The sequence below is a fragment of the Providencia sp. wls1922 genome (assembly GCF_009706505.1).
GTDB classification, from domain to species: Bacteria; Pseudomonadota; Gammaproteobacteria; order Enterobacterales; family Enterobacteriaceae; genus Providencia; species Providencia lanzhouensis.
In genome coordinates this window covers 36,291-59,001 of sequence record NZ_WLUG01000100.1, presented here as the reverse complement: position 1 = coordinate 59,001, position 22,711 = coordinate 36,291, and the positions used below count along the sequence as shown (strand labels likewise).

The following is a 22,711-nucleotide window of genomic DNA, read 5'->3' as shown; positions in this document are numbered from 1 at the left end:
CAATACCTCACACTTTGCGTCTTTGAATTAAGTATAACGCGAGTCAAGCGGGTTTGCTTAGCGCTATTACGGGCTGTCAGAAAAAATTAATGGTCGTGACTATTACGCTGCATAAATATATTTATTCGATTAAGATTGATACACACTCCCCAACTCGGTAATAGGAACGTTAATGATTAATCGATTAGACCATTTAGTCTTAACCACCACAGATCTTGATGCCTGCCTTGATTTTTACCAACGTATTTTAAAGATGTCTGTGATCACCTTCGGTGAACAACGTTTTGCCCTGCAATTTGGTCAGCAAAAGATAAACATTCACCAATATGGGAAAGAGTTTGAACCTAAGGCACATTTGCCTGTTCCAGGATCGTTAGATCTCTGCTTTATCAGTGATATGCCACTAATAGCAGTTCAAAAGCACATTGAGCAGCAAGGTGTGAAAATTATAGAGGGGCCAGTACAACGAACTGGTGCTATCGGTAAGATTATCTCTTTGTATATCAGAGATCCTGATTTGAATTTGATTGAAATTTCACAATATCTTTAACGCTCACCTAGCTATATTCGTATTCTTTGCTAAAAGCAAGATAGAAAAAACCCCAAAAATTGAATTCTCAATTCTTGGGGTTAAGTCAGTATGATTCTATCTACTGCTGATTAAACAGCAGTTTGGAAAATCACACCATCGGCTTTTTCAGTGTACTGATCCAGTCGGTCAAAGTTCAGATAGCGGTATGTATCTTCCGCAGTCTCGTCGACTTTATTCATAAACTGTTGGTACTCAGCTGGCGTTGGTAAGCGACCTAACAGAGAAGCAACTGCGGCTAACTCTGCGGATGCCAGATACACATTCGCCCCTGTACCTAAACGGTTAGGGAAGTTACGAGTCGATGTAGAAACGACTGTCGCACCATCAGCCACGCGTGCTTGGTTACCCATACACAGTGAACAACCTGGGACTTCGATACGCGCTCCGCTCTTACCAAATACGCTGTAATAACCTTCTTCAGTTAATTGCGCTGCATCCATCTTGGTTGGTGGCGCAACCCACAGGCGAGTTGGTAATTGACCTTTATGGGAATCCAGCAGCTTACCTGCCGCACGGAAATGACCAATGTTAGTCATGCAAGAACCAATGAATACTTCATCGATTTTTTCATTCTGAACATCAGACAGTAAGCGCGCATCATCTGGGTCATTTGGTGCACACAGAATTGGTTCCTTGATCTCATTAAGATCAATTTCAATCACTGCGGCATATTCTGCATCGGCATCGCCTTCAAGTAACTCAGGGTTCGCTAACCAGTTTTCCATACCTTTGATACGACGCTCAATGGTACGACGGTCGCCGTAACCTTCTGCGATCATCCATTTCAATAGGACGATGTTAGATTGCAGGTATTCGATGATTGGCGCTTTGTCCAGTTTGATAGTACAGCCCGCTGCAGAACGCTCGGCTGATGCATCCGCTAATTCAAATGCTTGCTCAACTTTCAGCTCAGGAAGGCCTTCAATTTCCAGAATACGACCAGAGAAAATGTTTTTCTTACCTTTTTTCTCAACAGTCAGTAAGCCATCTTTAATCGCATACAGTGGAATAGCATGAACAAGGTCACGTAATGTGATACCCGGCTGCATTTGTCCTTTGAAGCGAACTAATACAGATTCTGGCATATCTAGAGGCATAACACCGGTTGCTGCGGCAAAAGCCACTAAACCAGAACCTGCTGGGAATGAGATACCAATTGGGAAACGGGTATGTGAGTCACCACCAGTACCAACAGTATCTGGCAATAGCATACGGTTTAACCAAGAGTGAATGATACCGTCGCCCGGACGTAGAGAAACCCCACCACGATTCATAATAAAATCAGGCAGCGTATGGTGCGTGGTAACATCGACAGGTTTTGGATAAGCTGCCGTGTGACAGAATGACTGCATGACTAAATCTGCAGAGAATCCTAAACACGCTAAGTCTTTCAGCTCATCACGCGTCATTGGACCCGTAGTATCTTGAGAACCGACAGACGTCATTTTAGGTTCACAGTATTCGCCTGGGCGAATACCTTGGCGACCGCATGCACGACCGACCATTTTTTGTGCTAGTGAGTAACCACGATTGCTTTGTGCAACAGGTTTTGCAAGACGGAACATATCCGTTGCACCTAAACCTAATGCTTCGCGTGCTTTTGTGGTTAAGCCACGACCGATAATCAGAGGAATACGACCACCAGCACGAACTTCGTCGATTAACACATCCGTTTTTAATTCGAATGTTTCTAACAATTCGTTAGTTTCGTGATTACGAACTTCACCTTTATATGGATAGATATCAATCACATCGCCCATATTCAGCTTTGATACATCCACTTCAATTGGCAGTGCACCCGCATCTTCCATTGTGTTAAAGAAGATAGGGGCAATTTTACCGCCCAGCACCACGCCGCCGCCACGTTTGTTAGGCACGAATGGAATATCATCGCCCATAAACCATAAAACAGAGTTTGTTGCTGATTTACGAGAAGAACCCGTACCGACAACGTCACCCACATAAGCCAGCGGGAAACCTTTTTTATTCAGTTCTTCGATCTGTTTAATTGGACCTACGCTACCTGCTTCATCAGGAACGATACCATCACGCGCGTTTTTCAGCATTGCTAAAGCATGCAGAGGGATATCTGGGCGCGACCATGCATCTGGTGCAGGAGATAAATCATCGGTGTTTGTTTCGCCAGTCACTTTAAATACAGTCACTGTCATTTTTTCAGCTAATTCAGGACGTTCGTTGAACCAATCGGCATTCGCCCATGATTCAATCACTTGCTTAGCATGTGCATTTCCCGCTTTCGCTTTTTCTTCGACATCGTAGAAGTTATCGAACATGAGTAAAGTATGGGAAAGTGCTTTCGCTGCGATGGCTGCCAATTTGGCATCATCAAGAGCTTCGATTAGTGCGTGAATATTGTATCCGCCCTGCATGGTACCAAGCAGTTCAATAGCTTTTTCAGGGGAGATCAGAGGGGAGGATGTTTCGCCTTTTGCGATCGCGGCTAAAAATCCAGCTTTAACGTACGCTGCTTCATCGACGCCCGGTGGAACACGGTTGGTCAGCAGGTCTAACAAGAAATCTTCTTCACCTTTGGGTGGGTTTTTCAGTAACTCGACTAGTGCAGCTACTTGTGACGCATCTAATGGCTTAGGGACAATCCCTTGAGCGGCACGCTCGGCTACGTGCTTACGGTATTCTTCTAGCACGACGTTCTCCTCGCTTCTTTGTTATTTATATACCCGGCTGTCTGCACCATCCTGAAAAAAATTATCATCCGGTGCCAGGTCAGAGGAATTTGCTCACATAATCTCAATGGCGATAAAATTATGTCCAGCTTCGGGCAATCAGCATAGCAGAATTTAAACGTAATGTTAATTCATTCACAAGAAAGTAACATTCTTCTGCTAACTTAACCCATTAACAAACTTTATAGGGCAATTTTTAAGCTTGAAACATCATAATCCATTATAAACATCCATTAAGACCCTACTTTTTATAATCCATTTCATGGCTGAAAGCACTCTAATTAGTGCCTTTTTTCATCCCTTATCACAAATTATATTTAATAACTCATTTTTACTTATCTGACTAATTGATAAGGCAAATCATTGCGATTGGTTTAAAATTTTTTAACGGATTTTATGGGGTTTATTGGCGTTGGAGCAATGCAGGTTTAGGATAAGATAATTAAGGAAAATATAAATTGATATCGTTTTCTTCATTGAAATAAAAAAGACCAAAACATTTCTGCTTTGGTCTTCAATTCGCTTATTTTTTGCTAAAAAAGAAAATTATTTTTTCTTTTTCGCTTTCGCGTTTGGTAAGTCAGTGATGCTACCTTCGTAGATCTCTGCCGCCATACCAATTGATTCATACAGTGTCGGGTGAGCATGGATGGTTAATGCTAAATCTTCAGCATCACAGCCCATTTCGATTGCCAAACCGATTTCGCCCAGTAATTCACCACCGTTAACACCAACAACCGCACCACCGATAATACGGTTAGATTGCTTGTCAAAAATCAGCTTAGTCATACCTTCAGAACAGTCAGATGCGATTGCACGACCTGATGCAGCCCATGGGAATGTTGCTGTTTCGTAGCTGATGTTTTTCTCTTTCGCTTCTTTCTCAGTTAAACCAACCCAAGCAACTTCTGGCTCAGTATAAGCGATTGATGGAATCACTTTAGGATCGAAGTAGTGTTTCAGACCAGAGATAACTTCTGCTGCAACGTGACCTTCGTGAACACCTTTGTGAGCCAGCATTGGTTGACCAACGATGTCACCGATAGCAAAGATGTGCGGTACGTTTGTACGCATTTGTTTATCAACATGGATGAAACCACGATCATCAACTTCAACGCCAGCTTTACCTGCGTCTAAGTTCTTACCGTTAGGTACGCGACCGATAGCAACTAACACAGCGTCATAACGTTGTGGTTCAGCCGGTGCTTTTTTACCTTCCATTGAAACGTAGATACCATCTTCTTTCGCTTCAACAGCAGTCACTTTAGTTTCTAACAGTAAGTTGAATTTCTTGCTGATTTGCTTAGTGAATACTTTAACCACGTCTTTATCCGCAGCTGGGATAACTTGGTCAAACATTTCAACCACATCAATTTGTGAACCCAGTGCATGGTATACAGTACCCATCTCAAGACCGATGATACCACCACCCATTACCAGTAGACGCTCTGGAACTTCTTGCAGTTCTAATGCATCTGTTGAATCCCAAATACGTGGATCTTCATGAGGAATAAATGGTAACTGAATTGGACGTGAACCCGCAGCAATGATCGCATTATCAAAGTTGATAGTGGTGCTGCCGTTTTCGCCTTCAACAACCAGTGTATTCGCACCAGTAAATTTACCCAGACCGTTAACTACGTTAACTTTACGGCCTTTCGCCATACCCGCTAAGCCGCCAGTCAATTGAGTAATCACTTTTTCTTTCCACAGACGAACTTTGGAAATGTCAGTTTTTGGCTCGCCAAATACGATACCATGTTCAGCTAATGCTTTAGCTTCTTCGATAACTTTAGCAACGTGCAGTAATGCTTTAGAAGGGATACAACCAACGTTTAAACAAACTCCACCAAGAGTTGAGTAACGTTCTACCAAAACAGTTTCTAAACCTAAGTCAGCGCAACGGAATGCCGCAGAATAACCTGCTGGGCCTGCACCAAGCACAACGACTTGGGCTTTAATTTCAGTACTCATCATGACCTCTTTTTGTTTTGTCCAGCGGGGCCGCCGAATAAACGAATTTTCCACTGGTAAAGTACACACCGCAAGCAGTTTACAGAATTGTTAACATCCTGAAAAGGCTGAATACGTGACGTAACTCCCAACCTTTCGTTGCAACAGCGAAAAACTCTGCCCCAGCCTAAATAAAACAGACCGGTCAATTGACCGGTCTTATTAGTTACATTACCAGGCGGCGAATATCGCTCATCAGTTGTCCAACTAAAGTGATGAAGCGCGCACCATCAGCACCATCAATCACACGGTGGTCAAATGACAGAGACATAGGCAGCATTAGGCGTGGAACAAACTCGCTACCATTCCAAACTGGTTTGATAGAAGAGCGAGATAGACCCATAATTGCCACTTCTGGTGCATTCACAATCGGTGCAAAACCGGTAGTTCCGATACCACCTAAGCTAGAAATAGTGAAGCAACCACCTTGCATGTCAGCGGCGGTCAGTTTGCCTGCACGTGCTTTCTTAGACACTTCACCCAGCTCACGAGATAACTCCATAATGCCTTTTTTGTTCACATCTTTGAAAACAGGAACAACTAAGCCATTTGGTGTATCTACAGCGATACCGATGTTGATATATTTTTTCAGGAACAGACGCTGTGCATCTTCTGAAATAGAGCTGTTGAAGCGTGGCATTTCTTCCAAAGCACGAGCAACTGCTTTCATCACGAAGACCAGTGGCGTGATTTTCACATCCAGTTTTTTCTTCTCAGCTTCTTTGTTCTGCTGTTTACGGAACTCTTCAACTTCAGTGGTATCCACTTCTTCCATCAGAGTTACGTGCGGGATCATGACCCAGTTACGGCTCAGGTTAGCGCCAGAAATTTTCTGGATGCGACCCAGCTCAACTTCTTCAACTTCACCAAATTTGCTGTAATCAATTTTCGGCCATGGAAGCATACCCGGTAAACCACCGCCAGCTGCTGCTGGTGCTTCTGCACGTTTAATTGCATCTTTAACGTAAGCTTGAACGTCTTCACGTAAGATACGACCTTTACGGCCAGTACCTTTCACTTTCGCTAAGTTCACGCCAAATTCGCGAGCTAAACGACGAATTACTGGTGTTGCGTGAATATACGCATCGTTCTCAACAAATTCATTTTTGCTATCAGCTGCTTTAGCTGGCGCAGAGGCTACTGGCGCGGCTGCTGGAGCTGCAACTGGTGCAGAAGCAGGAGCTGCTGTAGGTGCAGGTGCTGCACCCGCAACTTCAAAAGTCATAATCAGGGAGCCAGTTTTGACTTTATCGCCAGTCGCAATCTTAATCTCTTTAACTGTACCTGCGAATGGTGCCGGTACTTCCATTGATGCTTTGTCGCCTTCAACGGTGATTAAAGATTGTTCAGCAGTTACGGTGTCGCCAACTTTTACCATTACTTCGGTAACTTCAACTTCATCACCACCGATATCTGGTACGTTAACGTCTTTGATTGCCGCTGCTGCTGGTGCCACAGCGGATGCTGCTGGAGCAGAAACCGCTGCCGCAGGCGCTGCGCCTGCAACTTCGAATACCATGATCAGCGAGCCAGTTTTCACTTTATCGCCAGTCGCAATCTTAATCTCTTTAACTGTACCTGCGAATGGTGCCGGTACTTCCATTGACGCTTTATCGCCTTCAACGGTAATCAGAGATTGTTCAGCCGTGATTGCATCACCTACTTTAACCATGATCTCAGTGACTTCAACTTCATCACCACCGATGTCTGGTACAGCAACTTCTTTCAGTGCTGCAGTAGCAGGAGCAGCTGGTGCCGCCACTGGAGCCGCAGGCGCTGCTGCTGGTGCAGATGCACCTTCTGCTGAATCAAAAATCATGATTAATTTACCAGTAGTAACTTTGTCACCCACTGCAATTTTAATCTCTTTAACCACACCCGCTTGTGGAGATGGGACTTCCATAGAAGCTTTATCACCTTCAACAGTGATGAGCGATTGCTCTGCTTCTACTTTATCACCAACTTTTACCATTACTTCGGTGACTTCAACTTCATCAGCACCGATATCTGGCACTTGGATTTCAATAGACATTGATTATTACCTCTTATGCCAAACGTGGGTTAACTTTATCTGGGTTGATGTTGTATTTTTTAATCGCTTCTTCAACGACTTTAACATCAATCTCACCACGTTTAGCCAATTCACCTAACGCTGCAACGATGACATACGTTGTATCCACTTCGAAGTGGTGACGTAGGTTCTCACGGCTATCAGAACGACCGAAACCGTCAGTACCTAATACACGGTACTCACTGGCTGGAACATAAGTACGGATTTGCTCAGCAAACAGTTTCATGTAGTCAGTCGATGCAACAGCTGGTGCATCATTCATAACTTGCGCTACATAAGGTACACGTGGCGTTGCTGATGGGTGCAGCATGTTCCAACGCTCACAGTCTTGACCATCACGCGCCAATTCAGTGAATGAGGTTACGCTGTATACGTCAGAACCAATTCCGTATTCCGCAGCCAAGATATCGGCAGCTTCACGAACGTGGCGCATCATAGAACCAGAACCTAATAACTGCACTTTACCTTTGCTCCCTTCAACTGAAGCCAGTTTATAGATACCTTTACGGATACCTTCTTCAACGCCTTCCGGCATTGCGTGCATGTGATAGTTTTCGTTCAGAGTCGTGATGTAATAGTACACGTTCTCTTGTTTCTCACCATACATACGCTCTAAACCGTCTTGCATGATAACCGCAACTTCGTAAGCGTAAGCTGGGTCATAAGAAATACAGTTAGGGATAGTCAGTGATTGAATATGGCTATGACCATCTTCGTGCTGTAAGCCTTCACCGTTTAGTGTTGTACGACCAGAAGTACCACCAATCAGGAAGCCACGAGCTTGTTGGTCACCTGCTGCCCACATTAAGTCACCAATACGTTGGAAACCAAACATAGAGTAGTAGATATAGAATGGGATCATAGGCAGGTTGTTAGTGCTGTATGATGTTGCAGCCGCTAACCATGAAGAACCTGCGCCCAGTTCGTTGATACCTTCTTGCAGGATCTGACCTTTAGAGTCTTCTTTATAGTAAGCAACTTGCTCACGATCTTGCGGTGTATATTGCTGACCTTTCGGGCTATAGATACCAATTTGACGGAATAGACCTTCCATACCGAAAGTACGTGCTTCGTCAGCGATAATTGGTACTAAACGCTCTTTGATTGAGTTGTTTTTCAACATGACATTCAGTGCGCGAACGAATGCAATTGTTGTTGAAATCTCTTTAGATTGTTCTTCCAGTAATTGACTAAAATCTGACAGAGCTGGAATTTCCAGTTTTTCATCAAATTTAGCGCGACGAGCTGGTAAGTAACCACCCAGAGCTTGGCGACGTTCGTGCAGATATTTGTATTCTTCAGAATCTTTATCGAAAGTGATTAATGGCAGTTTTTCGATTTGATCATCAGCAACTGGCACATTGAACTGATCACGGAAGTGGCGAACGCCGTCCATGTTCATTTTCTTAACTTGGTGAGCAATGTTTTTACCTTCTGCTGTTTCACCCATACCATAGCCTTTGATGGTTTGAGCTAAAATAACAGTTGGTTTGCCCTTGGTTTCTTGTGCTTTTTTAAATGCTGCATATACTTTCTTCGGATCGTGACCACCACGGTTCAGCGCCCAAATTTCGTCATCAGTCATATCTTTCACTAATGCAGCCGTTTCTGGATAACGGTTGAAGAAGTGTTCACGTACGTATGCACCATCGCGTGATTTAAATGTTTGATAGTCACCGTCAAGGGTTTCGTTCATCAATTGAACCAGTTTGCCGGTTGTATCTTTACGCAGCAGTTCATCCCAACGGTCGCCCCACATAACTTTGATAACTTGCCAACCAGCACCACTGAAGATGCCTTCTAATTCGTTAACGATTTTACCGTTACCTGTTACTGGGCCATCAAGACGTTGCAGGTTACAGTTAATAACGAAGACTAAGTTATCTAACTTATCGCGAGTTGCGATAGTAATTGCACCTTTAGATTCTGGCTCATCCATCTCACCATCACCTAAGAACGCATAAACACGCTGTGCTGAAGTATCTTTCAGGCCGCGGTTATCCAAATATTTTAAGAATTTAGCTTGGTAGATAGCATTGATTGGCCCCAGACCCATCGATACGGTTGGGAACTGCCAGAAGTCAGGCATTAATTTAGGGTGCGGATAAGAAGACAGACCATTCCCACCAATTTCTTGACGGAAGTTATTCATCTGTTCTTCAGTTAAGCGGCCTTCTAAGAATGCACGCGCATAGATACCAGGGGAGATATGACCTTGGAAGAAGACTAAATCACCACCGTCATTATTGTTATGAGCACGGAAGAAGTGGTTGAAGCAAACTTCATATAAAGTTGCGGAAGACTGGAATGATGCCATATGACCACCCAGTTCTAAATCCTTTTTAGATGCACGCAGAACGGTCATTACAGCGTTCCAGCGAATTGCAGAACGGATACGGCGTTCTAAATCCATGTTACCAGGGTATGCAGGTTCATCTTCAACAGCAATTGTGTTGATATAATCAGAACTACCAGATGCACCAGCGGCAATGTTAACACCGCCTTTACGTGCTTCGCTTAATACCTGTTCGATAATAAACTGTGCACGATCAACACCTTCTTCACGGATGACCGATTCAATCGCCTGTAGCCAGTCGCGAGTTTCAATCGGATCCACGTCATTTTTTAACATATCTGACATGGTGTATTCCTTATCTGTTATCTATTTTATATGGTTATGTGGAGCCTATCTTCCTGCCATTTTCTTCATGTTAATGAAAACAGCAGGAAGATAGGCCCTAATGTAGTTGCCGCTTTATCTCTAATTAAGAGTACTCACAGTAATGTAGACGCAGCAGTCAGGATCTACACTACCAATTTTAAATCTGGTCTAGCTTTGAAGCTGATCTAGATCTGGATGTTGCTGTAAGCGACGTAATGAACGCTCTCGGCGAGTTTGCTCACGGCCAATGTCCAGCAGCAAATCTTCAATAAAAGCAAGATGTCGATGAGACGCTTCTCTCGCTTTTTCCGGTTCCCTTGCGACAATAGCAGAAAAAATCTGTTCTCTATGCTCGCTTACTGCGTTGTACATCTCTTTTCGGGTATATAGGAACTCAAAATTCTGGCGGATATTTTGCTCTAACATAGGGATCATGCAGCGTAGCAAATGTAACAGCACTACATTATGAGCAGCTTCCGTTACAATCAGTTGATACTGTAATACCGCATCTGATTCCGCGTTAAGATCACCACTTTTCTGAGCTGATTTAATCAATTCATAGCTTTGGCGAATACGCTCTAAATCTTCTTCCGTACCACGTAATGCCGCATAGTAAGCAGCAATGCCTTCTAATGCATGGCGCGTTTCAAGAAGATCTAATTGAGATTCTGGGTTACCAGCAAGTAATTCGGTCAATGGGTCACTAAAACTTTGCCACATCTGTTTTTGTACAAATGTGCCACCACCTTGACGACGAGATAGAAGACCTTTGGCCTCTAAGGTTTGAATAGCTTCACGCACTGATGGTCTTGAGACATCAAATTGCTTAGCAAGTTCACGTTCAGGAGGCAGCTTTTCGCCGGGGCGTAAAGTCCCCTCGAATATGAGATGCTCAAGCCGCTGCTCGATTACATCTGATAACTTTGGTTGGCGAATTTTACCGTAAGTCATAATCTGCCATTTTTATAGTGAGTAATTATTGATTATCTAGTACCCAGTGTTAATTGGTCATACCAATTATTTTATGGCTTAATAAAGTAACAAAGTATTCACTATCTGTCCATAAAGACCTTGAGCTAAATCATAAAATCCTGCAAGTTTTAACGGTTTATTTTAAAAAAAGCATTAATTAATAACCAAGCCTTGATTAAACAACACACAAATTTAACAAAAAATATGACTTTTTATGCCAATGAAACCAAAACTGAACCGTTACAGCTTACCAATTTTAGAATAAAAAATCACAATAATTGAATAACCATCCAAAAAGTAAACATTGCGTACATTTTTACAAAAAAATGCCCTGAACATGGTTAATAATTTGTTAAATTCATAATTAACAAAAATACACTTACGCAATCAATCAAATGAAAACTTCATACCAATGGTAAAAAAGTATTCCGTAAATATTCAGTGCAATTCAATAATCATGAAAGAGTGTTCAAAATATAATCGCTATCTATATAGTCATTCATTTTTAGGGGGGAGATGTATAATCTATCCCCCTTATCTTTGTAGCCTCTCGGTCTAGCAGCCTAAATTAGCTCAGACTAGCTTTCAGGTTCAATGAATCGCATTGAGAGATCTAATGCCTGAATGTGTTTCGTCAATGCGCCTACTGAGATGAAATCAATACCTGTCAATGCAAACTCTCTAATCGTTTTATCTGTCACATTTCCTGATACTTCTAAAGCAGCCTTGCCATCCGTGAGAACAACGGCATCTTTCATCATGTCAGTCGTAAAGTTATCAAGCATAATAATATCCGCTTGAGCTTTGAGAGCTTGTAGCAGCTCTTCTAGATTTTCGACCTCTACTTCGATAGGAACATCTGGGTGTGCTTGGCGAGCAAGCGATACTGCTTGGGAAACAGAACCTGCCGAAATAATATGATTTTCTTTGATTAGATAAGCATCAGACAAACCTAATCGGTGATTATATCCGCCCCCCATGAGCACTGCATACTTTAATGCGCTCCGCAAACCAGGGATAGTTTTGCGAGTATCTAATAACTTAGTTCGAGTACCTTCAAGAAAAGCCACATACTTTGCAGTCACAGTGGAAACCGAAGATAGAGTTTGTACAAAATTCAACGCTGTTCTTTCACCAGTGAGTAGAATTTGAGAAGGTCCTCGCATCTCGCATAATACTTGGTTTGGTGAAACCTTATCGCCATCTTGAACCTTCCAATTCACCTTAACTTTATTACCGAGTTGGTAAAAAACTTCTTCTAGCCATTTTTGCCCGCAAAAAACCCCCTCTTCACGAGTAATAATTCGAGCTGTAGCTTGGGAATCTTCATTTAATAGCTGCCCTGTAACATCCCTTTTATAATCAACGATCTGACCGAGATCTTCTTTTAAAGCAACACTGACCATAAAAGGAATATCGGTAATCAATCTTGCCATTAACAGTTTGCGTCTTTCTTGTTCATCATAGCGTCGTGTAGTCATTATTTACTCCAAAATATGCACCCGTATGGATCTCAACTATGCTAATCTTTCTTAATTACGGGTACTTACAAAAAAGAAAAGAGCATACTATGGATACTGATATGAAAATACATGATGGTTGGCTAAATAATGTGACTCATATCCCTTCCCCACATCATGATGACCGCCCAGAGGACGAAGAACCTTCACTTCTCGTCATTCATAATATCAGCCTTCCACCAGGGCAGTTTGGTGGTCCATATATTAACCAACTATTTACCGGTACTTTAAATCCCGAAGAACACCCTTTTTTTGAAGAAATTAAACATCTACGTGTTTCAGCCCATTGCCTCATCCGTCGTGATGGAGAGATTATTCAATATGTTCCTTTCAACAAGCGCGCATGGCATGCAGGGCAATCTAATTATCAAGGGAGAGAAAAATGTAACGACTTTTCTATTGGTATTGAACTTGAAGGTACGGATTATCAAGCTTTCACCGAAGCTCAATATATAACGTTGGCCAAGCTCACTAAGTTACTGATAACTGAATTCCCTCAGATCAAACAGAATATTACAGGTCATAGCGATATTGCTCCCCATCGAAAAACTGACCCAGGTCCTTACTTTGATTGGCAGCACTATAAAAACGCACTCTAAGCTTTGCCAATTGATAATTTTATGAATTATCCATCTATTATCTTAGCTAATGAGGGTAACCACCCCATTAGCCTCTCTTTCTGATGTGCCTCTATTTATATCAATCTGACAAACTCATTTTTATTAGAAAAAATATTCTTGATATATTTTTGCGAGAGCGCTCGAAATAAAATGAGACAACCCACCATTTGCAAGATCACTTTACAAAGCCACTCGTAACCTGAATTTTCAATTCGTATTTTCACTAAAAATGTCTTTTATGATGGAACCTCACACTATCAGAGAGGTTTTACTTATGGATCAGAAAGGATTTTCCTTAATCGAAATAATGGTTGTTATCGCAATAATTTCAATACTCAGTGCCGTTGCTATACCGGGCTATCAAAGCTATATGCAAAAAGCAGCCATGACCGATGTACTACAAACTATCTTGCCTTATAAAAACAGCGTAGAGCTGTGCAGCTTTAACCAAGGTCTTTTAGCCAAATGTAATTCAGGAAAAGAAGATATACCGAGCAATATAAAAGGAAAGTATCTAAAACAGATTGATGCAAAAGCTGGTGTCATTACCTTTGTTGGAGACAAAACCTTAACAGGCCTTACGGGTATATTGACACCTACCAGCTCAACAGCCACATCGCCATTTTCATGGAGTATCAGTTGCCAAGCTGATACTAATGCGGATCTAAAAAAACTTTGTGAAAAAACACTGAGCTTCTAATTAAGGGATTAACATGCGCACATCTAGGGAAAGCCATTATATTTTCAAAGAACTCAAAGTGCTTTGTGACAAAAACTATATTGTGATTATCGATCACAACGAAAAAAGATTATCCATAGCTACGATAGAAAAACCCAATGATAATTTATTATCCACATTACGTTTTATTGCCAGCGTACCTGTTTGTTATGAAATATGGGCTAAAGAAAAAATTGATCATTATTTCAATCGCCATACTTTAGAAATCAATGAAGATGAAAATGCTTATCCGACTAACACTATTGAACCTATCAACGTGCCATCTCCTGCCGTTGATTTTGTCGATGATTTATTAAAGATGGCGGTAAGAAAGCGAGCATCTGATATTCACCTTGAACCAACCAAGCATAGCCTAAAAATTCGCCTTAGAGTGGATGGGAAACTCTACGTTATTCCTTCACCACCACATGAAATAAGCAATGAGGTTATTGCTCGAATAAAAATATTGTCAAAAATGAATATTGCGGAAAAAAGAATCCCTCAGGATGGGCAAATGAACTGGAGCTTTGAGCGTAAAAACTTTAGCATCCGTCTTTCCAGCATGCCTACACTTCATGGTGAAAAATTAGTTCTGAGATTATTAAATACACAGCTGAAATACTCTCTCGAACAAATTGGAATGTGCCCGACTTTATTACCCCTACTAAAAAGCACATTACAAAAACCGCAAGGATTGATTCTCGTGACAGGCCCCACGGGTAGCGGTAAAACTGTCACACTTTATAGTGCACTGGAATACCTTAATCAAACATCAAGAAATATATCTACCATTGAAGACCCTATTGAGATCCCCCTTGGGGGGATCAACCAAACGCAAGTAAACGAAAAATACTCACTTACTTTTGCTTTTATTCTTCGTGCACTCCTTCGACAAGATCCTGACGTGATTATGATTGGTGAAATTAGAGACGAAGAAACGGCACAAATAGCTGCTCGAGCTGCGCAAACAGGCCACCTTGTTCTATCAACGCTCCATACTAATTGTACAGTCAGTGCCATTACACGCATGGAACAGCTAGGCGTTGACAGAAACCAACTTCAATCTTGTTTAAAAATGGTTATCGCTCAGCGCTTAGTTAGAAAACTTTGCACATACTGCAAACAAGAAACTGCACGTATTACTCCGATAAACCCAATGCAGAATATTAGCGAATACCACTCTACTGGGTGCGAACACTGTTTTTCAGGATTTATGGGGCGTACCGCAATTTATGAACACCTTGATAAAACACAACTCAACTTTCTATTAAAAGACAATGGTAAATTAACTGATAATTTTAAAAATCTATTTCAGGCAAGCCTTGAGCGAGTCGAAGCTGGCGAAACAACATTACAAGAAATTTATTCTGTTATAGGGCAAGGAGAGTAAATTAATGTTTGTATATCATTACACTTCACTTGAAAATAATTCGTATATAACTGATAGCTTAGTAGCAAAAAACAAGAAACAAGCTTTCTTAGTGATAATCAAACGAGGTCAAACACCAATATCAATAAAATTAAAATCTATATTTATATTGGATATGGAAAATTTAAACTACAGAATTCATTTTTTCCATCAGCTACATATACTATCTTCCTCAGGAATTAGTTTATTAAAATGCTTTCAATTACTTAAAATTAATTGTCATTTACCTTTTTGGAAAAACCTCATTAATCAGGCAATCGATGATCTAGAAAAAGGTATTGATTTTATTAAAAACCTAGAAAAACATCCGCATATTTTTAATAGTACAATAATTAGCTTGATTGTAATCGCCGAAAAAACAGGAAAATATGATGAAAGCTTTTTAATTATCAAAAATATGCTTGAACATAACCAAAAAACATCAGTTTTAATAAAAAAAGCCCTACGTTATCCAATTACCCTCGTAGGGTTTTCAAGCCTATTACTTATCATTATGCTAGTTTTTGTCATCCCTCAGTTCGTTGAAATTTACGAAAGCTTTCAACAGGAATTACCCTCTATAACAAAGGTAGTGATTATAATATCGAATACTTTGATTGAGAATATTCAATGGATACTGTTAACACTGTCCTCAACCATATTTTTATTTATTAAATATAAATCCTTTGCATCCAAAAAACTGAGTCAGTTAATGCAATATTTTCCTTATATCAATAACATCATCAAAGCCAAAAATTTGAACATCTACTTTTTAACATTATCTTCAACATTAAAATCAGGACTGCCTCTCTTGGAATGCCTTGATTGCTCAACTAAAACGATAGTGCATCATAAATACAAGAAAGAATGCCATGAAATATATCACGCTATCCTTAGAGGAGCTTCATTATCTGATGCAATGAGAAATACTCAGTTTTTTCCAAAATTAGCAACTCAGTTAATTTCTTTGGCAGAGGAATCTGGCAAGCTAGAATATTTTACATTATATTTATTTAAGTATTACTCACAGCAATATAAGACTATTACAGAGCATCGCCTTAAGAACCTTGAACCTATATTGCTCTTATTTATAGCTATCATTATCTGCCTAATAATGTTTGCAATGTATTTACCAATATTTAAATTAGGCTCAGTCATCTCTGGAATGTAACTTATTTCCTAAAGAAAGTAGTTTAATTTGGATAGTAAAAATAGATTGGAATCACACATATATCCATAACATGATAACTTGACTCAATTGTATACAGACAAATTAAAACTTTCAGTGTAACCTGACTTATTTCCCGTGAACTAATGAATCATTTATGTCTTATATAGTTGCCCTCACAGGGGGGATAGGAAGTGGTAAAACAACCGTTGCCAACGAATTTGCTAAACTTGGGGTACCCCTTGTTGATGCTGATATCATCGCACGCCAAGTGGTTGAACCTAATACCCCTGCATTGATCAGCATTCAGCAGCACTTTGGTCAAAACATGTTAAACCATGATGGCACCTTAAATAGAGGTTTTTTACGATCAGTTGTTTTTTCCGAACCAAAAGAAAAAGCGTGGCTAAATGCACTGCTTCATCCTTTGATACAACAAGAAACACAGAAACAACTTCAGCAGGTTAACTATCCTTATGTTTTATGGGTAGTCCCCCTGCTTATTGAAAATAAAATTTCGCATTTAGCAGATCGTGTTCTTGTCGTAGATGTAACAAGAGAAGAGCAAATAGAGAGAACCATCAAACGCGATGATACTAACCTAGAGCATGTTATTAATATATTAAATGCTCAAGCATCTCGAGAAGAAAGGTTGTCGTATGCTGACGACATCATCACTAATCATACAAATAATACTGAGCTGCCAAATAGAGTTGCAGAACTACACAAACAATACCTAGCACTTGCAGCACAAAAAGAATAGGAATGAGCATGAGCGAAAAAATCGAAACGACTTTGGTTACTTATGAATATCCAATGAATGAAAAAATTCGTTCTTGGCTACGGCTTGAAACATTATTAATGCAAATCTATGAACAGAGCCATATAACTTCCTACTCTTCTGGAATCGCCTTTTTCCGTTCTGTTTCTGAACTGATTGAAATTTTAGATAGAGGTGAAGTTCGCTCTGATCTTATCAAAGAACTCGAAAAACAAAAAAGTAGGCTACTCAGTTGGGCCGATGCCCCAAATGTTGATAAAACATTAATCACCTCTCTTTTAAATGACCTAACGCCGAAAATAAGCAGTTTAATGTCCGCACCTCGATTTGGTCATCAGCTACGTAACGATAAAATTATTAGTATGGTTCGCCAACGCCTCAGTATTCCCGGTGGATGCTGTAGCTTTGATTTGCCCACCCTTCAACTGTGGCTAAATATTCCCCAATCAGATAGAGATAATGAAATCAAAAACTGGCTAAATAGTTTAGATCCACTGCATGATGCCTTACAAACCGTGTTATCACTAATCCGTCAAAATGGAAGTTTTGAATCTGCCGAATCTCACAATGGTTTCTTTCAAGGTAATGTCGAAGGAAAAGAGCTTTTACGTATTAGGTTATCGCCAGAGCATTTGATATACCCTCAAATTTCAGGACATAAAACGCGCTTTGCCTTACGTTTTCTTCATATCGATAGCGAGAATGGTATACTCCCAGACGTAATTCGTTTTCAGTTAGCCTGTTGTTAGTTTGAGAGTCCATGTATGAATGAAATTATTGAAGTCAATTGTCCGACTTGCCAAAAAGTCGTGACTTGGAATGAATCCAGCCCTTTCCGCCCATTTTGCAGTAAGAGATGTCAACTGATTGATTTAGGCGAGTGGGCCGCAGAAGAAAAACGCATTGAAAGCCAAGGTGATATCTCCGATAGCGATAATTGGAGTGAAACACCTGAGCACTAATTTCACTTTATCTGTGTTGATAATGAAAATAGCCAAATCGCTGCATTAGGCTATTTTCATCTTCATTACTGACGACTTGCTGTTATGCATCCTTGGTCAGCATATCAACAATCACGCGATTAGCTGGTGGAAACTCATCAGCGATTAAGCTTTGCTGCTCAATCCAACGTGATTTTTGCCCTTCTTTTCCATAGGGATCATTATCCCAGCCTGAAACCATAAAGAAGTAGAGCGTAATAAATCTATCGTCAAATTCATGATCAACTTGATGGAATAAATCACAGTCAATCACCGCAATACCCACTTCTTCTTCCAATTCTCGGATCAGTGCGTCCTTGGGGTCTTCCCCTTTTTCTAGCTTCCCACCAGGAAATTCCCAAAACCCGGCCATGTGTGTGCCTTCAGGTCGCTGAGTAATAAAAATATGTTTCTGAGCATTACGAATGATCCCAGCGGCAATATGCAGATGTTTTTTTTCCATAATTTCTTCACTAAAAAGGCGGGTTTCCCCGCCTTTATTGATTATTTATTGAATTCTAAATTAGTTTAAGCGGCCGTGGCACTGCTTGTATTTTTTACCGGAACCACAAGGGCATGGATCATTACGACCAATTTTATTACCTTGGGTTGCAATCTTCGCTTCTGCTTCTGTCATTAAAGATTCAGCTTCAGCTTCATGGCTTAAATGCTGTTTCTTCGCCAGACGTTCAGCTTCTTCACGACGTTGTTGCTCTAACGCTTCAACTTCTTCCGGTAAACGTACTTGTACTTTTGACAAGGTACTGATCACTTCATATTTCAATGCTTCCAACATATTGGCAAACATACTGAAGGATTCACGTTTGTATTCTTGTTTTGGATCTTTTTGTGCATAGCCACGTAAATGGATACCTTGACGTAAATAGTCCATGGAAGCCAAATGCTCTTTCCATAATGTATCCAGCGTTTGCAACATAACGCCTTTTTCAAAATTACGCATTGCTTCAGAGCTAACGATCTCTTCTTTACGCTGGTAAATTTCAATCGCTTTTTCCATGATACGTTCGCGCAAAGTTTCTTCGTGAAGTTCAGGCTCTTTGTCTAACCACTCTTGAATTGGTAAGTCGAGGTCAAAATCGTTCACTAAACGTTTTTGCAGACCATCAATGTCCCACATTTCTTCCAGTGATTGAGGCGGAATATACGCATCAATAATAGTGGTAAAGACATCCTCACGAATACTGTCTACGGTTTCTTTAATATCGCCGCCATCCAGCAATTCATTACGCTGAGTATAGATAGCGCGACGTTGGTCACTTGCCACATCATCATACTCAAGTAATTGTTTACGAATATCAAAGTTACGGCTTTCAACTTTACGCTGGGCGTTAGCAATTGCTTTTGTGACCCAAGGGTGTTCGATAGCTTCGCCCGGTTTCATACCCAGTTTTTTCATCATCCCCGTTACACGGTCTGATGCGAAGATACGCATTAAAGCATCTTCCATTGACAGATAGAAACGTGATGAACCAGCATCACCTTGACGTCCCGCACGACCACGTAACTGGTTATCGATACGGCGAGATTCATGGCGTTCTGTGCCGATGATATGTAAACCACCAGCTGCTAACACTTCATCGTGACGAATTTTCCAGTTCGCTTTGATTTCATCAATTTGTTCTTGCGTTGGGTTCTCTAACGCAGCCACTTCTGACTGCCAGCTTCCCCCTAACATGATATCGGTACCACGACCCGCCATGTTAGTTGCGATGGTTACAGCGCTTTTTTGCCCCGCGTTAGCAATAATGTCAGCTTCCATTGCGTGGAATTTCGCATTCAATACGTTATGAGCAATTTTTGCTTTAGTCAGCGCATGAGAAATTAATTCAGATTTTTCAATCGAAATAGTACCAACCAGAACTGGCTGACCTTTGGCGGTTTTATCACGGATATCTTCAATAATTGCTTCAAATTTGTCTGCTTCAGTCATATAGACTAAGTCAGGCATGTCTTTACGAACCATTGGACGGTTAGTTGGGATAACAATCGTATCCAGCTTATAGATTGAGCTAAATTCGAATGCTTCGGTATCCGCAGTACCGGTCATACCCGCTAGTTTTTCGTATAGGCGGAAATAGTTCTGGAAAGTAATCGATGCTAATGTTTGGTTTTCATTATGGATCTCAACACCTTCTTTTGCTTCAACAGCTTGGTGCAGACCATCAGACCAACGACGCCCTTCCATTGTACGGCCAGTATGCTCGTCGACAATGATAACTTGGTTATCTTTAACAATATAATCAACATCACGAGTAAACAGCGCGTGGGCACGTAAACCGGCCATGACGTGGTGCATCAGCATGATGTTTGATGGTGAATAAAGCGATTCGCCTTCATCCATTAAACCTGCTTTTGCTAGTAATTCTTCAACGAGAACTAGACCGCGCTCTGTGATTGTTACCTGACGAGATTTTTCATCAACCGAGAAGTGACCTTCGCCTTGGAAAGTGTCCGAGTCTTCTTTTTCTTGGCGAACTAATTTCGGGATCAGTTTATCCACTTTAATATACAGGTCTGAGCTATCTTCCGCAGGACCAGAAATGATCAGTGGCGTACGCGCTTCATCGATAAGAATGGAGTCCACCTCATCCACTAATGCGTAATGCAATTTACGTTGAACGCGATCTTCAGGGCTAAATGCCATGTTGTCACGTAGATAGTCGAAACCAAACTCATTGTTGGTACCGTAAGTAATATCTTCCGCATAAGCTTGGCGCTTAGCAGGTGGAGCCATACCCGATAAGTTAATACCAACGGTTAAGCCTAAAAACTCGAATAATGGACGGTTATTTTCCGCATCTCGTTTTGCTAGGTAGTCGTTCACCGTAACAACGTGAACCCCTTTGCCTGATAATGCGTTAATGTATGCTGGTAGCGTTGCAGTTAGTGTTTTACCTTCACCTGTACGCATTTCTGCGATGCAGCGCTCGTTCAGTACCATACCACCGATTAACTGAACGTCGAAGTGACGCATACCAAAGACACGCTTACTTGCTTCACGCACTGTCGCAAACGCTTCAGGGATCATATTTTCAATACTTTCGCCTTGTTTTAAACGCTCACGAAATTCTACGGTTTTGGCTTTCAGCTCGTCATCCGATAATTTCTCAAACTCAGGCTCTAGCTTGTTAATTTTTTCCACTTCTTTACGCAGACGGCGCAGAGTACGGTCATTACGGCTACCAAATACTTTGGTTAATAATTTAGTTAACATATTTTTTCTCAGGTAAATCAATTAATTATTTGAATCGATGATTTTTGACACGATGAGAAACGACCCAATGGTAGGCTTAACATCGTTAAATGGATTTAAGCAAAAAAGGGCCCAGCCCGAATGCCGTGTACCTGAGCAACCCAAATCGCGGGCTGATAAACAGTAAAGAGAGGGTAGATATGTTCGCTAGCTTGAGTCGTTGCCACATCCCATTGTAAAGATCGCTGCGCTAACATTGCGTACAGCGTATCTAACATTAATTGAGGGGCAAATAGCGTCTCTTTTTGTAGCTTACTTTTATCGGTATCTTCATCTTCTGTCGCTGAAAAGGCAAAAGTCAGTTGGCGGATAACATTACGTACCGCATGCTGCTGCCAGTAATTGACGGAGTAAGAAGATGAGGATGAAGAGCGTTGAGAATTCTGCTGAGCAAATAAGTTATCGAAAGCATTTACAGCTTGGCTTTGTCGATTGGCTGGCGCAGAATTAACTTGAGCCTGCTGAGATTCTGATAAGGCATTTAAAATTGTAGGCAAGCCAACACCCGTAGCCACAACACCTAATAACAGGTGGGACCAAAAGTATCGTCTACCTAAATGTCGCCAAAAATTTAAAATGCCCATCAAACTCTTATATAATTTATAGATTAAAGTATGATTCCCAATTATGTTCTGACATCTTTAGCAATCGCGTAAAATGAGAGTTCACAATGAGAGATAGTCATCCACAAGCACTTTTCGATGTTCTCGAAGAGTCTCTGGCAAAAACATCAAACACTTTACAAACTATTCAGCGAAATGCAAAAGCTATTCTAAAATTGAATCGTGTTGTAAAAAGTTTGCTGCCAGCGGAAATTAAACCCATGTGTCGGGTGGCAAACTACCGTAATAACATTATGGTTATCGAAGTGGCTAATGCCAGTTGGATGACCCGCCTTAACTATGAAAAAATAAACCTTCTTTCTGCATTAAGGTCGTCTATTCTACCATCTTTATCTTCCATCGACATCAGAATCAACCCCGATCTTATACGAAAATCTAAGCAAAATAGCTCATTGAATAAGCAATCAGTGAATCATAAAGAAAATCGTAATCAAAGAAAGATTAGTACGCAAACCGCTGAGCAGTTATTAAGATTAGCGAAAAAGAGTCCGAAGGGATTAAAAGAGAAGTTTGAGCGGCTGGCTGCATTAGCCGGAGAGAGTACTAATGCAACCAACAGAAAAGACTAACTCTGACTGGCAGAGATAGCCGCATAATAGAAACT

The 22,711-nt window shown here is 41.0% G+C and carries 18 protein-coding genes; 9 read left to right on the top strand and 9 right to left on the bottom strand.

Annotation, left to right across the window (positions count from 1 at the left end; all coding sequences use genetic code 11):
- The first annotated feature begins 172 nt into the window (after positions 1-172).
- Positions 173-550, top strand: a complete 378-nt coding sequence (locus GKR71_RS13775; protein WP_036951165.1) for a VOC family protein — start codon at positions 173-175, stop codon at positions 548-550.
- Between the two features lie 110 nt (positions 551-660).
- On the opposite strand, the gene acnB is transcribed toward GKR71_RS13775, so the two are convergent.
- From acnB to nadC, 6 genes are all read right to left on the bottom strand, one after another.
- The gene (gene acnB, locus GKR71_RS13770) at positions 661-3,258 is read right to left on the bottom strand and encodes a bifunctional aconitate hydratase 2/2-methylisocitrate dehydratase (RefSeq protein ID WP_036951167.1); all 2,598 of its coding nucleotides are present in this window, start codon (positions 3,256-3,258) and stop codon (positions 661-663) included.
- 585 nt (positions 3,259-3,843) lie between these two features.
- Positions 3,844-5,271: a dihydrolipoyl dehydrogenase gene (gene lpdA, locus GKR71_RS13765; RefSeq protein ID WP_036951171.1), complete on the bottom strand. Its 1,428-nt coding sequence runs from the start codon at positions 5,269-5,271 to the stop codon at positions 3,844-3,846.
- Positions 5,272-5,476: 205 nt separating this feature from the next.
- Complete coding sequence (aceF, locus tag GKR71_RS13760; RefSeq protein ID WP_108478274.1) at positions 5,477-7,342, bottom strand: pyruvate dehydrogenase complex dihydrolipoyllysine-residue acetyltransferase; 1,866 nt, start codon at positions 7,340-7,342, stop codon at positions 5,477-5,479.
- Positions 7,343-7,355: 13 nt separating this feature from the next.
- Entirely contained in the window at positions 7,356-10,022 is a 2,667-nt protein-coding gene (gene aceE / locus GKR71_RS13755) for a pyruvate dehydrogenase (acetyl-transferring), homodimeric type (RefSeq protein ID WP_036951175.1), read from the bottom strand.
- A gap of 189 nt (positions 10,023-10,211) precedes the next feature.
- Entirely contained in the window at positions 10,212-10,994 is a 783-nt protein-coding gene (pdhR, locus tag GKR71_RS13750) for a pyruvate dehydrogenase complex transcriptional repressor PdhR (RefSeq protein WP_036951176.1), read from the bottom strand.
- 599 nt (positions 10,995-11,593) lie between these two features.
- The gene (gene nadC / locus GKR71_RS13745; RefSeq protein WP_036951178.1) at positions 11,594-12,496 is read right to left on the bottom strand and encodes a carboxylating nicotinate-nucleotide diphosphorylase; all 903 of its coding nucleotides are present in this window, start codon (positions 12,494-12,496) and stop codon (positions 11,594-11,596) included.
- A gap of 101 nt (positions 12,497-12,597) precedes the next feature.
- Here nadC and ampD point away from each other — a divergent pair, with 101 nt between their 5' ends.
- From ampD to yacG, 7 genes are all read left to right on the top strand, one after another.
- On the top strand, positions 12,598-13,134 hold the full coding sequence (ampD, locus tag GKR71_RS13740) for a 1,6-anhydro-N-acetylmuramyl-L-alanine amidase AmpD (RefSeq protein ID WP_036951244.1): 537 nt from the start codon (positions 12,598-12,600) through the stop codon (positions 13,132-13,134).
- 295 nt (positions 13,135-13,429) lie between these two features.
- Positions 13,430-13,855, top strand: coding sequence for a prepilin peptidase-dependent pilin (gene ppdD, locus GKR71_RS13735; protein WP_036951179.1), 426 nt, complete (start codon positions 13,430-13,432; stop codon positions 13,853-13,855).
- A gap of 13 nt (positions 13,856-13,868) precedes the next feature.
- Positions 13,869-15,263, top strand: a complete 1,395-nt coding sequence (locus GKR71_RS13730) for an ATPase, T2SS/T4P/T4SS family (RefSeq protein ID WP_154600044.1) — start codon at positions 13,869-13,871, stop codon at positions 15,261-15,263.
- A gap of 4 nt (positions 15,264-15,267) precedes the next feature.
- Positions 15,268-16,452 (top strand): type II secretion system F family protein, encoded by a 1,185-nt coding sequence (locus tag GKR71_RS13725; protein WP_154634442.1) that lies wholly within the window; start codon positions 15,268-15,270, stop codon positions 16,450-16,452.
- Between the two features lie 154 nt (positions 16,453-16,606).
- Positions 16,607-17,212: a dephospho-CoA kinase gene (coaE, locus tag GKR71_RS13720; protein WP_154600045.1), complete on the top strand. Its 606-nt coding sequence runs from the start codon at positions 16,607-16,609 to the stop codon at positions 17,210-17,212.
- Positions 17,213-17,220: 8 nt separating this feature from the next.
- Entirely contained in the window at positions 17,221-17,979 is a 759-nt protein-coding gene (gene zapD, locus GKR71_RS13715; RefSeq protein WP_036951246.1) for a cell division protein ZapD, read from the top strand.
- 15 nt (positions 17,980-17,994) lie between these two features.
- A complete protein-coding gene (yacG, locus tag GKR71_RS13710; protein ID WP_036951185.1) occupies positions 17,995-18,192 on the top strand; it encodes a DNA gyrase inhibitor YacG in 198 nt (65 codons plus the stop codon).
- Positions 18,193-18,274: 82 nt separating this feature from the next.
- Here the strand turns inward: yacG and mutT are convergent, their stop codons facing one another.
- The 3 genes from mutT to secM all read right to left on the bottom strand — a co-directional run bounded on the left by mutT (position 18,275) and on the right by secM (position 22,068).
- Positions 18,275-18,673, bottom strand: coding sequence for an 8-oxo-dGTP diphosphatase MutT (gene mutT, locus GKR71_RS13705; RefSeq protein ID WP_036951187.1), 399 nt, complete (start codon positions 18,671-18,673; stop codon positions 18,275-18,277).
- 60 nt (positions 18,674-18,733) lie between these two features.
- On the bottom strand, positions 18,734-21,445 hold the full coding sequence (gene secA, locus GKR71_RS13700) for a preprotein translocase subunit SecA (protein ID WP_036951189.1): 2,712 nt from the start codon (positions 21,443-21,445) through the stop codon (positions 18,734-18,736).
- 95 nt (positions 21,446-21,540) lie between these two features.
- Positions 21,541-22,068 (bottom strand): secA translation cis-regulator SecM, encoded by a 528-nt coding sequence (gene secM / locus GKR71_RS13695; protein ID WP_154600046.1) that lies wholly within the window; start codon positions 22,066-22,068, stop codon positions 21,541-21,543.
- 86 nt (positions 22,069-22,154) lie between these two features.
- Here secM and GKR71_RS13690 point away from each other — a divergent pair, with 86 nt between their 5' ends.
- Entirely contained in the window at positions 22,155-22,676 is a 522-nt protein-coding gene (locus GKR71_RS13690; protein WP_036951192.1) for a DUF721 domain-containing protein, read from the top strand.
- The last annotated feature ends 35 nt before the right edge of the window (positions 22,677-22,711 follow it).

Coding starts and splice junctions, on each gene's coding strand:
- nadC (WP_036951178.1), bottom strand. CDS start 12,496: ATGACTACACGACGCTATGATGAACAAGAAAGACGCAAACTGTTAATG.
- GKR71_RS13690 (WP_036951192.1), top strand. CDS start 22,155: ATGAGAGATAGTCATCCACAAGCACTTTTCGATGTTCTCGAAGAGTCT.
- GKR71_RS13730 (WP_154600044.1), top strand. CDS start 13,869: ATGCGCACATCTAGGGAAAGCCATTATATTTTCAAAGAACTCAAAGTG.
- ampD (WP_036951244.1), top strand. CDS start 12,598: ATGAAAATACATGATGGTTGGCTAAATAATGTGACTCATATCCCTTCC.
- lpdA (WP_036951171.1), bottom strand. CDS start 5,271: ATGAGTACTGAAATTAAAGCCCAAGTCGTTGTGCTTGGTGCAGGCCCA.
- aceF (WP_108478274.1), bottom strand. CDS start 7,342: ATGTCTATTGAAATCCAAGTGCCAGATATCGGTGCTGATGAAGTTGAA.
- aceE (WP_036951175.1), bottom strand. CDS start 10,022: ATGTCAGATATGTTAAAAAATGACGTGGATCCGATTGAAACTCGCGAC.
- yacG (WP_036951185.1), top strand. CDS start 17,995: ATGAATGAAATTATTGAAGTCAATTGTCCGACTTGCCAAAAAGTCGTG.
- coaE (WP_154600045.1), top strand. CDS start 16,607: ATGTCTTATATAGTTGCCCTCACAGGGGGGATAGGAAGTGGTAAAACA.
- zapD (WP_036951246.1), top strand. CDS start 17,221: ATGAGCGAAAAAATCGAAACGACTTTGGTTACTTATGAATATCCAATG.
- secA (WP_036951189.1), bottom strand. CDS start 21,445: ATGTTAACTAAATTATTAACCAAAGTATTTGGTAGCCGTAATGACCGT.
- ppdD (WP_036951179.1), top strand. CDS start 13,430: ATGGATCAGAAAGGATTTTCCTTAATCGAAATAATGGTTGTTATCGCA.
- secM (WP_154600046.1), bottom strand. CDS start 22,068: ATGGGCATTTTAAATTTTTGGCGACATTTAGGTAGACGATACTTTTGG.
- mutT (WP_036951187.1), bottom strand. CDS start 18,673: ATGGAAAAAAAACATCTGCATATTGCCGCTGGGATCATTCGTAATGCT.
- pdhR (WP_036951176.1), bottom strand. CDS start 10,994: ATGACTTACGGTAAAATTCGCCAACCAAAGTTATCAGATGTAATCGAG.
- GKR71_RS13775 (WP_036951165.1), top strand. CDS start 173: ATGATTAATCGATTAGACCATTTAGTCTTAACCACCACAGATCTTGAT.
- GKR71_RS13725 (WP_154634442.1), top strand. CDS start 15,268: ATGTTTGTATATCATTACACTTCACTTGAAAATAATTCGTATATAACT.